The organism is Streptomyces sp. NPDC090499, assembly GCF_044769305.1.
Lineage (GTDB): Bacteria > Actinomycetota > Actinomycetes > Streptomycetales > Streptomycetaceae > Streptomyces.
This window is the reverse complement of the sequence record NZ_JBIVXP010000018.1, coordinates 20,193-35,848: the sequence shown is the minus strand read 5'-3', so window position 1 is coordinate 35,848 and position 15,656 is coordinate 20,193. Positions and strand designations below refer to the sequence as shown.

Sequence of the window (15,656 nt, the reverse complement as noted above, 5' to 3'; positions counted from 1 at the left end):
CGCGCATCGGGCGGCCCCGAGGATCCCGCACGGGCGGCACGGCCCCGTGCACCGGCACGGAAGAGGACCGCCTTACCGGACGGCCGAAGTGACGGCCGGGATGTGGGCGGAGGTGATCGTCATCGGCGTGCCGGTGACGGCGATGAGGTAGCTCCCCGGTCCGTGGCCACCGGGCATCGCGCGGAATCCCCCCGCGGGCTCCACTCGGTAGTCCGCGGCGGCGTGCGGGGCCAGCACGGTGGGACCCGAGGCGATCGTCCACCAGTTGGAGGCGCCCTGGCCGGTACGGCTCGCGAAGTGCGGTTCGAGTGCCGTGCCGGTGGTGTTGACGGCCCGGACGTCGATGGTGGTGACACCGACACGTGACCCGTGCCTGGCGAAGCGCGGCGCGAGGCTCATGCGCAGCGGCGGCGGGCTCGCGGCGGCGATCACGACGCACCCGAGGGCGGGAGCGAGCAGCCCGGCCGCGACGAGGGTCTTGGCCCGGTGGCCGTCGAGGCGGGGCAGGCGTGGCTGCCAGGCGGTGGCGAACGCGGAGGCCGGGACGGTGGCGGCGGCCGCCAGCCACAGCGGGGTCATCATCAGGAAGTAGCCGTCCTGGGAACGCGTGGCCAGGTAGAAGGCGGCCCAGGGCAGGACGGTGAGGGCGGGACCCAGCCGTCGCACGAACAGCAGCGTGGCCGCGAGCAGGCCGAGCAGGAGCAACTGGCTGCCGTAGGAGTAGTAGTCGAGGCGGCTGCTGCCGTCGGTGAAGTAGTAGGAGATGCCCATCACGCCCTGACCGTGCAGGATCGCCTTCTGCTCCAGGGGCAGCAGGATCCCGTTCAGCCAGGCCGGGAAGTCCTGGACGGCGAAGTACGCGTTGGCCGCGGACCAGGTGAGGGCGGCGGTGGCCGCATAGCGGGCGGTGACCGCGAGGGCGCGCCGGGGGCCGAGTTCGCCGCGCCGGACGGCGTACAGGCCGATCAGGAGGAACGGGGTGAGGAACCAGGCGAGTTGCTGGGCGGCGCAGGCGGCACCCAGACAGGCCGCCCGCAGTACGCCCGCCGCGTCGAGGCGGCCGCCCTCGCCCGTGCCGGGCCAGCGGACCACGACGGGGACGAGCAGGGCGAGGGCCGTGATGGCCGGGTAGCCGGAGTAGGCGTAGTGGGGCAGCAAGCCGAAACCGAGGCAGACGGCCGTGGCCGCGGACCGCCAGGGCGCCGGCAGCAGGAACCACAGCAGAACCGAGGCGGCGAGGAGCGCGACGGTCGGGACCAGGGTGGCGGCCGCCGTCGAGTGGAGGACGGCGTACACCGGTGCGGCGAGCAGGGCGGTCAACGGGGGATAGCCGTACGCGTAGTCGGCGCCGCCGGACATGGTCTTGGTGATCCCGACGCCGTGCGCGGCGAACAGCCAGGGCCACGGCCGGCCGTAGACCGGCTGCCCGTGCAGTATCGCGGTCGCGGCCTGGGCGGTCAGCACGCCTTCGTCGCTGCCTGCGTGGTCGAGCAGGTAGCCGCAGATCACCAGGGCGACGGCGGTGACCAGTACGGCCGCGTCGACCCTGATCAGTGCTCGGCGGCTGCGTACGAGGAGGCTGAGGACGGCGCAGACGAGGATGGCGGCGTAGCAGACGGAGATGGCGCCGGCGACCGCCGGGCGCGACGCCATCGCGGCCGTCCAGGCGGCGCGTGTGCCGATGAACAGGCTGATGGTGGCCACCAGGGTCATACCCCGGTGCCACTGCTGGGGTCCACCGTCCGGGGCACCGCGGGCCGGCGCCCGGGTCGGGGGCGGTGCCGCCGGGTGCGTCGCCGTACGACGGCGGATCCCGACGCCCGTTCCGCCACGATGGGTGTCAGCCAAGGACTGCCTCCTCTGTCTCGCCTCCGTCGGGCGGCACGTGTGGGTGCCGGGTCGGAGGTTCGTCCGGCCTCCCGGGCACGGGATGCATGCATCCGCCGTTCAGGGCAGGGACGAATGGGCGCCCCTGTTCGATCATCTACAGTTCACTTGACGTCTACAAGGATGTAGTCGGTAAGCGGTTTGCGAGAAACCGTTGAGCGAGAAGACGGCGCAGTCGATGCTCGCCTCGGTCACCGGGGCCCGGCCCGGCGGTGACGCGGCCCGTCTCACCCGGGCGTCGCTGTCCCCCGCGTCCCGTCCCGGTCGACGGGCAGGAGCAGGGTGAAGGTGGCCGGGTGCCGCCCGGTCAGGGAGAGCCGGCCGCCGAGCGAGACGGCCAGGTCACGCGCGAGGGCCAGGCCGATGCCCGTTCCGTGCCCGTCCCCGGTGCGGCCGCGGTCGAAGAGCCGGGACGGCTCGCCCGTCACCGCGCCCTCGTCGCTCACGTCCAGGGCGAGGGCGTCTTCGAGGTCCCGCACCGTCACACGGACCGTGCCGCGCCCGTGCACCCGGGCGTTGTCCAGCAGGATGCCCAGCACTTCCGACACGGACGCTCCCGGAACACGGACGTCGGCCGGCACGTCCTGGCCGGCGCACTCCAGACGTCTGCCGTCCTGGGCGAAGAGGCCGTGCCACCGTTCCTCCGTCTCCCGCAGCAGCTGTCGTACGCCGACCGTCCCGGCGGCGGGGCGAGCCGTCTCGCCGGAGCGGGACAGGCGCAGCACCTCCTCCACCGTGTGGTGCAGGCGCTGCGTGGTGGCCAGCGCCTCGGCCAGCACAGGCCGCAACCGGGCGTCGTCGTCCTGGGCGAGGCCCGCTTCCAGGGCGAGTTGCAGGCCGGTGAGCGGGGTGCGCAGCTGGTGGGAGGCGTTGGCGGTGAAGTCACGTTCGTGGCGGAGGAGTTCGGAGAGGCTGTGCAGCATCTCGTTGTGCGTGCGGGCGACCTGGTCGATCTCGGCGACGCTGCTCGGGGCGGCCCGTGCGGTCAGGTCGCCCTCGGTCACCGCCCGGCAGTGCCGGGAGAGTTCCTCCAGCGGCGCGGCCAGCGCGCGGGCCTGCCGGCGGGCGACGAGGACGGCGACGGTCAGCGCGAGCGCGGCCACCCCGAGCAGCAGCGTCCAGGCGGCGAGGACCCGGTTGCGCACGGCGGCTGCGGGGGTCGAGGCCCGTACGACGCCGATCACCTTCTCGGCGTGCGAGACGGGCACGGCCACCACCAGGTCGGCGCCCGCCCGGCCCCGTACCGCCGCACCGCCCAGGGACTGCCGGACCGGGGTGTCGCCGGGCCGTGGGCCGCTGCCCGCACGCAGTCGCAACCGGGGGTCGTACAGGCCGAGCCGCCCACCGGCCGGGGGCGCGGGCAGTTCCACCGGGTCGCCGGTCACGAAGTCCGGGCTCACGCGTACGGCCGCGGCCAGGGCCGACCGTTCCAGGGTGTCGCGCTGGTCGGCGTACAGGGACGACCTGATCGCCAGGGCCAGCGGGACGGCGAGGAGGACGACGGCGACCAGAGCGGCGGTCACGGCGACTCGCACCACGCGCTGTCTCATGCCCTCATCATGCGGGCCTTTCACCTGCGCGGATGCACTGCGCCACACGCTTTTGCCGTCGTCTAACCCTCAGCGGGCGGGGCGTTAACCGACCGCTTCCTAGCGTCGGTGCCATGACCGTCCGGTCCGAGGCTCCTCTGGAAGGCAGTGGCCATGGCAGCACACACAAGGACGTACGCGGTCGTCGGGCTGACCCTCGTGGCGACGGTGACGGCCGGCTGTTCCGATTCCGGGTCGCAGGCCGGCTCCGGTGGCCCCGCGTCCGGTCCGGCCACCGTCAGCGGACAGGACAAGCCGGCACCGACCGAGTCCAACCCGCCCGGCGACATCCCCGACAACCAGGTGTACGTCTCCTACCGGCCTACCGGCGGTTCCTTCACCGGCTTCACCCTGAAGGTGCCCGAGGGCTGGGCCCGTACCGGCCAGGGCGGCACGACCGCGTTCACCGACAAGCTCAACACCGTGACGATCACCGCCGTTTCCGTCTCCGCCGCACCCACGGCCGGTTCGGTCACCCACGCGGTCGTACCCCAACTCCGCACCCAGGTGCCGAAGTTCTCCTCGCCCAGGGTGAGCGAGGTGACCCGGCACGCCGGCCGTGCGGTCCTGCTGACCTATCGGGGCGACTCGGCGAAGGACCCGGTCACCGGCAAGGTGGTGCGGGACGCCTTCGAGCGGTACGCGTTCCACCGCGCGGGGCACGAGGTGGACCTGACCCTGTCGGGGCCGGTCAGGGCCGACAACGTCGACCCGTGGCGCATCGTCAGCGACTCCTTCGGCTGGCGGTGAGCGCACCATGCCCGACGGCGCACACATCAACGGCACCGCCGACGACGTCCTCACGGCCCGCGAGCTGTACCGCTTCTACCGGGCCGGGGAGGAGGAGACACTCGCGCTGCGCGGGGTGTCCCTGAGGGTGCGGCGTGGCGAGACGGTCGCGGTCGTGGGCCCGTCCGGGGCCGGCAAGTCGACCCTGCTGGCGTGCCTGGCCGGACTCGACGAGCCCTCCGGCGGCGAGGTCCGCGTCGACGGCGTACGGATCAGTCACCGCCCCGAGACCGAGCGGGCCCGGTTGCGCGCCCGGCACATCGGCGTCCTGCTGCAGACCCGCAACCTGCTGCCGCACCTGAGTGTGCGGGACAACGTCCGCCTGCCGCAGCGGGCGCGGGGCCGCCGGGCCCCCGTCCCGGCCGGGGAACTGCTGGCCCGGGTGGGGCTGGCCGACCGGGCGCACGCCCTGCCGCGCCGGCTGTCCGGCGGAGAGCTGGCGCGGGCCGGCCTCGCCGTCGCGCTGGCCAACGCGCCCGCCGTTCTGCTCGCCGACGAACCGACCGGTGAACTGGACGGCGAGACCGAGCAGCTGGTCCTGTCGATGTTGCGGGAGCGGGCCGCGGAGGGGTGCGCGGTGCTGATCGTCACGCACAGCCGGGAAGCCGTCCGCATCGCGGACCGGGTGATCACCCTGACGGACGGGAAGGCCACCGACGCCCGGCGGCAGGACCGCGAGGAGGCACCCGATGCCGTCGGATGAGGTGCTTGTCGGCTGCGCGGACGCGGCCCTGACCTTCGGCCGGGGCCCGCAGGCGGTCGTGGCCGTGCACGGCGCAGACCTGGAGATCCGGGCCGGGGACCGGCTCGCGGTCGTCGGCCCTTCGGGGTCGGGCAAGAGCTCGCTGCTGCACCTGCTGGCCGGACTCGAACAACCCACCAGCGGCACCGTCACCCGGGCCGCCTCGCTCGGGCCGTACGACATCGGCCTGGTGTTCCAGGGCGACAGCCTGATCCCTGCCCTGGACGTGGCGGAGAACACCGCTCTGCCCCTGGTCCTCGCCGATCGTCCGGAGGGCGAGGCGCGACGGTGCGCGCTCGCGGCACTCGCCCTGGTGGACGCCGCCGACCTGGCCGACCGGTTCCCCGAGGAGATCTCCGGCGGCCAGGCCCAACGGGTGGCCGCCGCCCGGGTCCTGGCCCAGACGCCGCGCCTGATCCTGGCCGACGAACCCACCGGCCGCCTCGACCACGCCACCGGCGCCCGCGTCCTGGACGCCCTGCTGACGGCCGCCGACCACACCGGCGCGGCACTCGTCGTCACGACCCACGACCCGGCCGTCGCCGCCCGGCTCGCCGTCCGCCACACCATGCGCGACGGACGGCTGCTCGCACCCGAGGAAGTCCCGTGACCACCGCCCGCGCCCAGGGACCGCACCAAAACCGCACCGGAAACCCGCCGACCGCCGAGGAGACGCCGTGATCACCGCCTGGGCCCGCGGGCTGGCCCGCCACCGCACCGGCCGGCTGCTGGCCGCGCTGACCGGCATCGCGCTCGCGGTCGCCCTGGTCGCCGCGCTCGGTTCCTTCCTCACCGCGTCGAAGGCGACCATGACCCAGCGCGCCGTGCGCTCGGTCGCCGTGGACTGGCAGGTCCAGGTGCAGCCCGGCGCCGACCCGCACTCGGTCCTGTCCCAGGTGGCCGGAACCCCGGGCGTCCGCGCCGCCCTGCCCGTCGGCTTCGCGCACACCAGCGGCTTCACCGCCCGCGTGCGGGGAAGCGCCCAGACCACCGGCCCCGGCATGGCACTCGGCCTGCCCGACGGCTACCGCGCCCGCTTCCCCGACGCCCTCCGCACGCTCTCCGGCGCGTCCACCGGTGTCCTGCTGGCCCAGCAGACCGCCTCCAACCTGCACGCGGCCCCCGGCGACACCATCGGCATCCAGCTGCCCGGTGCCGGTCCGCGGCAGGTGAAGGTGGACGGTGTGGTGGACCTGCCGCAGGCCGACTCCCTCTTCCAGACCGTCGGCGCCCCCAGCCGGTCCCAGCCGACGGCGCCCCCGGACAACGTCGTCCTGCTGCCCATCGCCCGCTTCACCGCCCTCACCCGCGGCGCCACCGGTGTCACCACCCAGATCCACGCCGCCCGCGACCACACCCTGCTCCCCGCCGACCCGGCATCCGCGTACTCCGCCGTCACCGGCGCCGCCCACAACCTCGAAGCCCGCTCCGCGGGCACCGCCCTCGTCGGCGACAACGTCGGCGCTGCTCTCGACTCGGCCCGCCAGGACGCCCTGTACGCCCAGATCCTCTTCCTCTTCCTCGGTGTGCCGGGCGCGGTACTGGCCGCCGCGCTGACGGCGGCGGTCGCCTCGGCCGGCGGCGAACGGCGCCGCCAGGAACAGGGGCTCCTGCGGCTGCGTGGCCTGCGGCCCCGTCAGATCACCGCACTCGCCGGTCTGGAGGCCGCCCTGATCGGCCTCGCGGGCGGTCTGGCCGGGCTGGGCATCGCCGCCCTCACCGGCCGTCTCGCCTTCGGCACGGCCTCCTTCGGCGCGAGCGCGGCGACCTGGTCCGTCTGGTACGCCGTCGCCTTCGCCCTCGGAGCCGCGGTGGCCGCCGGCGCCGTCCTCGTCCCCGCCCTGCGGGACCTGCGCACGGTCACCGTGGCCGACACCCGCAGGCAGGAGGACGTACGGCGCTCCCGATCGCCCTGGTGGACGCGGTACGGCGTGGACTTCGCCCTCCTGATCGGCTCCTGGCTCGTCTTCCGCGCCTCCTCCGGCAACCAGTACGCGCTCGTCCTCGCGCCCGAGGGCGTGCCCGGCATCTCCGTGTCGTACTGGGCCTTCCTCGGCCCCGCCCTGCTGTGGATCGGCGCGGCCCTGCTGCTGTGGCGCCTCACCCTGCTCGCCCTCACCCACGGCCGTCCCGCCCTGGTCCGGCTGGTCCGGCCGCTGACCGGGACCCTGGCCGGCACCACCGCCGCCGTCCTGGCCCGGCGCCGCCGCCCGTTCGCCCGGTCGGTGGTCCTGCTCGCCCTGGCCGTCTCCTTCGCGATCTCCACCGCCGTCTTCAACGCCACCTACCACCAGCAGGCCGAGGTCGACGCCCGGCTGACCAACGGCGCCGACGTCACCGTCACCGAACCACCCGGCGCCCGGATCCCGCCCACCGCCGGGGCCGCACTGAAGATCTCCGGCGTACGGCACGTCGAACCCCTCCAGCACCGCTTCGCCTACGTCGGCTCCGACCTCCAGGACCTGTACGGCGTCCGACCGGACAGCGTCGCCAGGGCCACCTCGCTCCAGGACGCCTACTTCGCGGGCGGCACCGCCGACCGGCTGATGCGCCGCCTCGCCCAGCGCCCGGACAACCTCCTCGTCAGCGTCGAGACCGTGAACGACTTCCAGCTCTCCCCCGGCGACACCGTCAACCTGCGCATCCAGGACGCGCGCACCAAGTCCCTGCGCACGGTCCCCTTCCACTACGCCGGCATCGCCAAGGAGTTCCCCACCGCCCCCAAGGACAGCTTCTTCGTCGCCAACGCCTCCTATGTCGCCAGGGTCACCGGCGACGACTCGGCCGGCGCCTTCCTGCTCGACACCGGTGGCACGAACCAGCAGCGGATCGCCGGCCGGCTGCGCCGGCAGCTCGATACCCGGGCCGTCGTCACCGACCTCACCCAGACCCGCGGCACCGTCGGCACCAGCCTGACCTCCGTCGACCTGGCCGGCCTCACCCGCATCGAGCTCGCCTTCGCCGCGCTGCTCGCCGCCGGGGCCGGCGGCCTGGTCCTCGGCCTCGGACTCGCCGAACGCCGCCGCACGTTCGCCGTCGCGACCGTCCTCGGCGCGCAGCCGCGGCACCTGCGCGGCATGGTCCTCTCCGAGGCCCTGCTGCTGGCCGTCGGCGGCCTGGCCGGAGGCGCCCTCATCGGCTGGGCCCTGTCGGAGATGCTGGTCAAGGTCCTGACCGGCGTCTTCGATCCGCCGCCCGCGGCCCTGTCGGTCCCCGGCGCCTACCTGGCACTCGCCGGGACGGCAGCCGTCGCCGCCGTCCTGGCCGCCGCCCTCAACGGCATCCGCGGCAGCGACCGACCCGCCGTGGAGGAGCTCCGCGACCTGTGAACACGGCGTACACCGACGACGAGCCCCTCGCTCCAGGGGCTCCTAGGCTGTCGACCATGCGCACGCCTGCCGCACCGGACCGCAGCCCACTGCGCGTCCTCGTCGTCGAGGACGACGACACCATCGGCCGTCACCTGGAGACCGGCCTGCGCGGCCACGACTACGCGCCGACGTGGTGCCGCACCGGAGCGGGCGCACTCGCGGAGGCCGGGCGGGCACCGTACGAGGTAATGCTGCTGGACCTGGGGCTGCCGGACATGGACGGCCTGGACGTCGCCCGGCAGCTGCGCGCCCGCCTCCCCGACCTGCTGATCGTCGTCCTGACGGCACGGACCGACGACATCGACGTCATCGCCGGGCTGGACGCCGGCGCCGACGACTACCTGGTCAAGCCGTTCAGCATGACCGTGCTGCTCGCCCGGCTACGGGCTCACCTCAGGCGGCACGCGGTGGCCGTGCCGGCCCGGGGGCCGGTGCGGCTGGGCGATCTGGTCGTCGACGTGACGGCCCGGCGCTGCGTCCTGCTCGGTGTCGAGATCCCGCTGCGGGCCAAGGAGTTCGACCTGCTCGCAGTGCTGGCCGGGCGGGTCGGCGAGGCGGTCTCCCGCGAGACGCTGATGGCCGAGGTGTGGGACGAGAACTGGTTCGGCTCCACCAAGACCCTCGACGTGACGTTGGCGGGCCTGCGCCGCAGACTGACCGACGCGGCGCAGGCGGGCGGGCGGCAGGCCCGGCTGCCCCCGATCACCACCTTGCGGGGGCACGGGTACCGGCTGGAACGGCAACCGGATCCGCCGCACTGACGCGCTGCCGGTGGGCCGGGGCAGTGGCCTGACGACCAGGAGGAGGGCGGGGCGTCGAGACGGTTCACAGGGCCGAGCGGCGGGCCAGCAGCGCCAGCACCAGCAGCCCGGGGACCAGCGGCAGCCACCCGGTCAGCAGACGGTAGCCGAGGACCGCCGAGACCGCCGCCGGTCCCGGCGCGCCGGCCGCCGTGAGGGCGAGGGCGAGTGCGGCGTCCAGCGACCCCAGTCCGCCCGGCGTGGGCAGCAGCGCCGCCGCGCCGCTGGCGACCAGGTAGGCCATGACCACGCGGCTCGCCGGGAGGCCGAGGCCGATGGCGTGGACCACGGCGACGATCACCGCGGCATGCAGCAGGGCGAACGCGACCGACCCGCCCCACAGCGCACCGGCCCGTGCCGGGCACCGGTGCACGTCGCGCACGTCGGCGAGAACCCGGCTCACCACTCGTGCGAGGCGTCCGCGGAGCGCGACCGCCAGGACGACGGCCCCGGCCGCGACCGGCAGCAGCACCAGGACGTGCGGGACCCGCGCGGAGAGACGGACCGTGCCGGGGGAGGTGACCAGCAGGGCCACGCCCAGCGCGCACCGGACAATGCCGCCGACGGCCGCCTTCACCGCCAGCGCGGTCGCCGAGCGCCGGGTGGACAGCCCGCACCGCGTCAGGAACCGCAGGTTGACCAGCGCCGCTCCGGCCCCCGCCGGAAGCAGGTGGTTGGCCGCGCCGGCCGCGAACTGCGCCGCCACCAGCCGCCCCCTGGGCAGTCGTTCGACCACGGCCCCCTGCTGCGCCACGGCGGCGCACACCCAGGTGCCGACCGCGGCGAGGCAGGCGAGCACCAGCCACTCCCCGTCGGCGGCGGCCAGCCGGTCGGTGCCGCTGTCCAGCGTGGACCGGTGCGCGGCGAGCATCCCGCCGGCCGCGGTGAGGACCAGCAGGGTGATGCCCAGCTGGACGTACCGGTGCCTGCCCACGGTGATCGGCGGGCTCTCGGCCTCGGTCACGGCGGTCACCTCCCCTGCCGTGCGTCGGGTGCCACGTACGCCCGGAGAACGCCGGCCCGCTGCTCCGGCCAGGCGCGCGCGTACGCGGGCGGGCGGCCGCGGGGCGGAGTCAGGACGGCGAAGGCCGCGCGGTGGGCGGCGCGGGCCAGCCCGGCCACGGTGGTGCTGGCGTCGTGCCCGGCCGTCTGGGCGGAGCCGCAGCCGGCGGCGAAGGCGACGGGGACGGCGTCGTACCCGCTGAGCAGGCACGGCGAGCGTACGCCGAGTTCGCGGAGGGCGGCGGCGGTACGGGCCCAGTCGGCGCGGGAGACGGCGGAGCTGTGCACGGTGTGCTCCAGGACGACGTACTGCACGGCCGCATGGCCTGCCAGACCGGTCGCCACCAGGCCGGCGGCCAGGGTGCGCCGTGCCCGGTGGGCGGGGGTGGTGACCAGGTGGACGAGGCCGTGCGCGACGGGGAGGGCGAGCAGGGCGTAGGCGGGCAGCAGGAAGCGCGGGGCCGCGTAGCCGATGAGGAACAGGTAGGGGACCGCGGCCGTGACGGCGCAGGCCCCCGGGAGCAGGACGGGCAGCGCACGCCGGGCACGGACGGCGGCCACCGCACCGAGGACGGCGAGGAGCGGCAGCGCGAACCACCACAGGGTCACCGCCGGGTTGGGGGCCGGTCCGGTGCAGGGCCGGCACAGGGTGCGCCCGCCGAGGCTGTGCAACTGGTCGACCACGGCGAGGTGCCAGCCGAGGCCGCCCTGGATGGCGGAGGCGGCGGACAGCCGGTGTGCCAGGCCGCCGTAGCTCGTGTACGCCTCGATCACCCACTCGCCGGCGCCCGCCACCAGCCCCGCGACCGGCACGGCGAGCAGCAGGGGGCGGCGCGGTCGGCGCAGGGCGAGAGCGAGCAGGGGCAGGACGACGTAGACCGCGTCCGTCGGGCGCATCCACGCCATCAGCGCCGCGCCCGCGCACACCCCCCACCGGGCCGCCCGGTCGCGGGCGTCGGCGCGGGCCCGCAGGAAGCAGCCGACGCAGGCCAGGGCGCCGATGGCGACCCAGTAGTTGGGCATGGCCTCGGAGCCGTAGAACAGCGTCACCCACAGCGAGGCGAACAGGGCGCCGGCCAGGGCCAGGACGCCGGGCCGGAGGTGGCCTCGCCAGACGCGCAGGGCGAGGTAGAGGGCGAGGCCGGAGAGGACGGCCAGGTAGATCCGGAGCAGGACGGTGGAGTCGGACCACGAGGCGATCGGGGCGGCGAGGAGCGAGATGCCGCGGGAGCGGGGGGCGCTGAAGTAGGCGGCGGGCGCATGACCGCTGACCTGGCTGACGTAGACGCTCTCGTCCCAGCCGAGGCCGAGGCCGGGCCGTACGAGGACCAGCTGGGCGAGTGTGAAGGCGGCCGCGACCGCCCCGAGCCGGGGCTCGCCCCGCGCACGCCGGGACCGGACGGCACGCGCGGGGAGGCCGCCGCGAGGGACGCCGGCCGTCGTGGCGTTCAAGGCCTCGGCCATCTTGTATCTCTCCTCGTCGCACGCCACGGAACCCGCCGCGGAGCCGGGTCCTCCTACAGCTCGTAGGAGGACGTCCCACCCTACGGCTTGTAGGGTGAGAGGCGGGTGAGAAGAGGCCCGTCCCGTTGTGACCGCCGGTTTCCGTCAGCCGGCACCGGGGCGGGCGATGCCCTGGTCGTAGGCGAAGATCACGGCCTGGACGCGGTCACGGGCGCCGATCTTGGCCAGGACGCGGCCGACGTGCGTCTTCACGGTGGACTCGGCCACGACGAAGCGGGCGGCGATCTCGCCGTTGGTCCAGCCCTTGCCGATGGCGACGAGGATCTCCCGCTCGCGTTCGGTGAGGGCGGCCAGCCGGGGGTCCTCGCCCGGGTCACCCCTCGTGGCGGGCACGTGCCGGGCGTACTCGTCCAGGATGCGGCGGGTGAGGGCCGGCGCGATCACCGCGTCGCCCGCGGCGACCGCGCGGATCCCGGCGAGGAGTTCGTCGGGGCGCGCGTCCTTGAGGAGGAAGCCGCTGGCTCCGGCCCGCAGGGCGGCATGCACGTACTCGTCGACGTCGAAGGTGGTCAGCACGAGGACCCGGGACCGCCCCCCGGCCCCGGTGATCCGGCGGGTCGCCTCGATGCCGTCCATGCCGGGCATCCGTACGTCCATCAGCACGACGTCGGGACGCAGTTCGGCGGTCCTGCGGACGGCCTCGGAGCCGTTCGCGGCCTCACCGACCACCTCCGTCTCGGGCATGGAGTCGAGCAGCACCCGGAAGCCGTAGCGCTGCAGCTGCTGGTCGTCGACGACGAGCACCGTGGTCACCGGGCGCCTCCCCGCGGTGTCAGGTCGAGGGCGGCCTCGACGGTCCATCCCCCGTCGGCCGCGGGTCCGGCGCTCACGCTCCCTCCGTACAGTGCCGCCCGTTCGCGCATGCCCACCAGTCCGTGTCCCTCCTCGTTCCATGGTCCGGGGTGTCCGCCCGGCCCGTCGTCGCGGATCCGGACGACGAGCCGGTCCTCCCCGACGACGACCGACAGCTTCACCTGGGTGCCGGCGCCCGCGTGCTTCAGGGTGTTCGTCAGGGCTTCCTGGACGATGCGGTAGACCGTCAGCTGCACCCCGCGGTCCAGCGCGTCCACCTCGCCGACGGTCCGGTAGACGATCTCCAGTCCCGCGGTGCGTACGCCGTCGCACAGCGTCTCGATGTCCGCGAGGCCGGGCTGGGGGCTGAGTTCGGGTGCCTGGCGGGCGCCGTCCGACGCCTCGCGCAGGACGCCGAGCACCCGGCGCAGCTCACCGAGGGCGGTCCGGCCGGTGTCGCCGATGAGCTGCAGGGCCTCCTTGCCGCGTTCGGGAGCGGTGTCGGTGGCGTACGCGCCGGCGTCGGCGAGGGTGATGATCACGGACAGGTTGTGGCCGACGATGTCGTGCATCTCACGGGCCACCCGGGCGCGCTCCGTCGCGGTGGCGAGTCTGATGCGCTGGTCGCGTTCCGTCTCCAGCCGCGCCGCCCGCTCCCGCAGCCCGGCGAGCTGTGCCCGCCGGGTGCGCACCATCAGGCCGACGGCCAGGGCCGCGGTCGCCGTGCTCAGCAGGAAGAACAGGGCGTCCCAGACGGACACGGCCGGCGAGACCCGCACCGCGACCAGCACCATGCCCGCCGCCATGACCGCGCAGGCCCACGGCAGCCGGCGCAGCCGCCCGTGCAGGGCCAGGCTGTACAGGGCGACGAACAGGGCGACGTCCGCGCGCAGCGCGGCGTTCAGCGACCACTGCAGGACGAAGACCGCGGCGACGGCGACGAAGGCCGCCATGGGCCGGCGCCGCCGCCACAGCAGCGGCACCACCAGACCGGCCTGCAGGGCCAGCACGGCCGCCAGCGGGAGCTCGGTGAAGGCGAACTGGAATTTGTGCCGGCCGTCCCCGTCGCCGTCCCCGTACCTCGCGCCGCCGTGGTGCAGCAGGTCCGGCAGGCAGAACATGAGGAAGACCAGCGCCGCCACCGCGGTGTCCAGCACCCACGGACGGGCGCGGTCCGCGTGCCGCAGCCGCTGGCCGGCCCGGACGAGCCGGGCGGCCAGCGGTCCCGTTCCGCCGATGTCCGCGGCGGAGGTGGTCGTCGTCAAGGTGGTCACCTGCCCATGGTGCAGGCCGTCAGACGTCGCTGCGCACCAGCCGGTACGCGGCACCCGCCAGCGCGAGCACCGTCCAGCCGAGGAAGACCAGCAGCCCGGCGCCCGGCGACAGGGTCGTGGAGTCGTGCGTCAGGGCGAACATCGACTCGCCCGCGTTGGACGGCAGGTAGGGGCTGATGTTGTCCTGCCAGGAGCTCGGCAGCAGCGAGATCAGTCCCGGGACCAGCATCAGGGAGGCGACCAGGACCGAGATGCCGCCGGCCACCGACCGCAGCAGGGCGCCGAGCGCGGTGCCGATGACGCCGACCAGGCCGAGATAGAGCCCCGCGCCCAGCAGGCTCCGCACCACACCGGCGTGCGAGAGGCCCATGGCCGCGGGCGTGCCCGACACGATCTGGCTGCCGAAGAGGAACGCGACGAACGCGCCCAGCGTTCCCACCACCAGCGCGACCAGCCCGAACACCGCCGCCTTGGACCACAGCACGGGCAGCCGGCGGGGCACGGCCGTGAGCGTGGAGCGGATCATGCCGGTGGAGTACTCCCCCGCGGTGACCAGCACGCCGAGCACGCCAAGGGCGAGCTGGGCGAAGTTGGTGCCGAAGAGGGACAGGCTCACGGCCGTCGCGGTGGCGAAGTCGCGGTCCTGGTGTCCCGAGCCGATGCCGGACCTGTAGTGGTTCGCGGCGATCAGGCCGAAGGCGACGAGGAAGAGCAGGCCGAGGCCCAGGGTGATCCAGGTCGAGCGCAGCGACCACAGCTTGGCCCACTCCGAGGCGAGCACGCGCCGGCCGGTGACCCGGTAGGCGGGGCGGGCGGGGGCGGCCGGAGGCGTCTCGACGGGTGCGGTGAGGGTGCTCATGCCGCGCTCCCCTCGGTCGCGCGGGTCTCGATGCCGGCCGTCGTGCCGTGGTACTCCACGGCATCCCTGGTCAGGTTCATGAACGCTTCCTCCAACGACACCGTCCGCGCGGTCAGTTCGAACAGCGCGATCCCGTGCTCGGCCGCCTTGAGGCCGATCTCGCGGGCACTCAGCCCGGTCACCTGGAGCTCCTCGGAGCCGGCCCGGCCGGTGATGTCCACGCCGGGACCGGCCAGCGCCTCCCGCAGCCGGGCGGGTTCCTGGGTGGCCACCTGGACCGTGTCGCCGCCCGCCTCCCGGACGAGGTCCGCCACGGTGGTGTCGGCCAGCAGCCGCCCGCGCCCGACGATGATCAGGTGGTCCGCGACCAGGGCCATCTCGCTCATCAGGTGCGAGGACACGAACACGGTGCGGCCCTCCTCGGCGAGGGCCTTGAGCAGGTTGCGGATCCAGAGCACGCCCTCCGGGTCCAGCCCGTTGACCGGCTCGTCCAGCATCACGGTCTGCGGATCGCCCAGCAGCGCCGCCGCGATGCCGAGCCGCTGCCCCATGCCGAGGGAGAACGCACCGGCCCGCTTCCTCGCCACGCTGCCGAGGCCGGCCAGTTCGATCACCTCGTCGACCCGGCGGCGCGGGATGCCGTGGGTCAGCGCGAGCGCCAGCAGGTGGTTGTAGGCCGAGCGGCCCGGGTGGATCGACTTCGCCTCCAGCAGCGCGCCGACCTCCTGGAGCGGCGCGTGGTGACCGGCGTAGTGCTGCCCGTTGACCGTCACCGATCCGCTGGTCGGGGCGTCGAGCCCGACGATCATGCGCATGGTCGTGGACTTCCCCGCGCCGTTGGGCCCCAGGAAGCCGGTCACCGTGCCCGGCTGTACGGCGAAGTCCAGTCCGTCGACGGCCGTCTTCTCGCCGTATCTCTTGGTCAGCTGCTGTGCGTCGATCATGCGCGCCTCTTCCTGTGGGAACCGGCGCCCGCCTGTCGCCCCTGACGCCTCACCGGCAACGCTAGGAGGCGAAACGCCCCGAT

The 15,656-nt window shown here is 74.5% G+C and carries 13 protein-coding genes; 5 read left to right on the top strand and 8 right to left on the bottom strand.

The window, feature by feature from the left end; genetic code table 11:
• Positions 1-72: 72 nt before the first annotated feature.
• Positions 73-1,713 (bottom strand): hypothetical protein, encoded by a 1,641-nt coding sequence (locus ACIQVL_RS40885; RefSeq protein ID WP_403478064.1) that lies wholly within the window; start codon positions 1,711-1,713, stop codon positions 73-75.
• A 401-nt stretch (positions 1,714-2,114) separates the two neighbouring features.
• The gene (locus tag ACIQVL_RS40880; protein WP_403477970.1) at positions 2,115-3,437 is read right to left on the bottom strand and encodes a histidine kinase dimerization/phospho-acceptor domain-containing protein; all 1,323 of its coding nucleotides are present in this window, start codon (positions 3,435-3,437) and stop codon (positions 2,115-2,117) included.
• A 153-nt stretch (positions 3,438-3,590) separates the two neighbouring features.
• On the opposite strand from ACIQVL_RS40880, the gene ACIQVL_RS40875 reads away from it, so the two are divergent.
• The 5 genes from ACIQVL_RS40875 to ACIQVL_RS40855 all read left to right on the top strand — a co-directional run bounded on the left by ACIQVL_RS40875 (position 3,591) and on the right by ACIQVL_RS40855 (position 9,139).
• Positions 3,591-4,226 carry a hypothetical protein gene (locus ACIQVL_RS40875; RefSeq protein WP_403477969.1) on the top strand — a complete coding sequence of 212 codons (636 nt, stop codon included), beginning with the start codon at positions 3,591-3,593 and terminating at the stop codon, positions 4,224-4,226.
• Between the two features lie 7 nt (positions 4,227-4,233).
• Positions 4,234-4,968 (top strand): ABC transporter ATP-binding protein, encoded by a 735-nt coding sequence (locus ACIQVL_RS40870; RefSeq protein ID WP_403477968.1) that lies wholly within the window; start codon positions 4,234-4,236, stop codon positions 4,966-4,968.
• Complete coding sequence (locus ACIQVL_RS40865) at positions 4,955-5,617, top strand: ABC transporter ATP-binding protein (protein WP_403477967.1); 663 nt, start codon at positions 4,955-4,957, stop codon at positions 5,615-5,617. Before ACIQVL_RS40870 ends, ACIQVL_RS40865 begins: the two co-directional genes overlap by 14 nt.
• A 67-nt stretch (positions 5,618-5,684) precedes the next feature.
• Positions 5,685-8,336 (top strand): FtsX-like permease family protein, encoded by a 2,652-nt coding sequence (locus ACIQVL_RS40860; protein ID WP_403477966.1) that lies wholly within the window; start codon positions 5,685-5,687, stop codon positions 8,334-8,336.
• Positions 8,337-8,392: 56 nt separating this feature from the next.
• The gene (locus tag ACIQVL_RS40855) at positions 8,393-9,139 is read left to right on the top strand and encodes a response regulator transcription factor (protein WP_403477965.1); all 747 of its coding nucleotides are present in this window, start codon (positions 8,393-8,395) and stop codon (positions 9,137-9,139) included.
• Between the two features lie 64 nt (positions 9,140-9,203).
• Here the strand turns inward: ACIQVL_RS40855 and ACIQVL_RS40850 are convergent, their stop codons facing one another.
• From ACIQVL_RS40850 to ACIQVL_RS40825, 6 genes are all read right to left on the bottom strand, one after another.
• Positions 9,204-10,142 (bottom strand): lysylphosphatidylglycerol synthase domain-containing protein, encoded by a 939-nt coding sequence (locus tag ACIQVL_RS40850; RefSeq protein WP_403477964.1) that lies wholly within the window; start codon positions 10,140-10,142, stop codon positions 9,204-9,206.
• A 5-nt stretch (positions 10,143-10,147) separates the two neighbouring features.
• Entirely contained in the window at positions 10,148-11,644 is a 1,497-nt protein-coding gene (locus ACIQVL_RS40845; RefSeq protein ID WP_403477963.1) for a hypothetical protein, read from the bottom strand.
• Positions 11,645-11,788: 144 nt separating this feature from the next.
• Positions 11,789-12,457, bottom strand: coding sequence for a response regulator (locus tag ACIQVL_RS40840; protein WP_403435750.1), 669 nt, complete (start codon positions 12,455-12,457; stop codon positions 11,789-11,791).
• Positions 12,454-13,761 carry a sensor histidine kinase gene (locus tag ACIQVL_RS40835; protein ID WP_403478063.1) on the bottom strand — a complete coding sequence of 436 codons (1,308 nt, stop codon included), beginning with the start codon at positions 13,759-13,761 and terminating at the stop codon, positions 12,454-12,456. Before ACIQVL_RS40835 ends, ACIQVL_RS40840 begins: the two co-directional genes overlap by 4 nt.
• A 28-nt stretch (positions 13,762-13,789) precedes the next feature.
• Positions 13,790-14,629, bottom strand: coding sequence for an ABC transporter permease (locus ACIQVL_RS40830; RefSeq protein ID WP_403435748.1), 840 nt, complete (start codon positions 14,627-14,629; stop codon positions 13,790-13,792).
• Entirely contained in the window at positions 14,626-15,573 is a 948-nt protein-coding gene (locus ACIQVL_RS40825) for an ABC transporter ATP-binding protein (protein WP_403435746.1), read from the bottom strand. Before ACIQVL_RS40825 ends, ACIQVL_RS40830 begins: the two co-directional genes overlap by 4 nt.
• Positions 15,574-15,656: the final 83 nt, after the last annotated feature.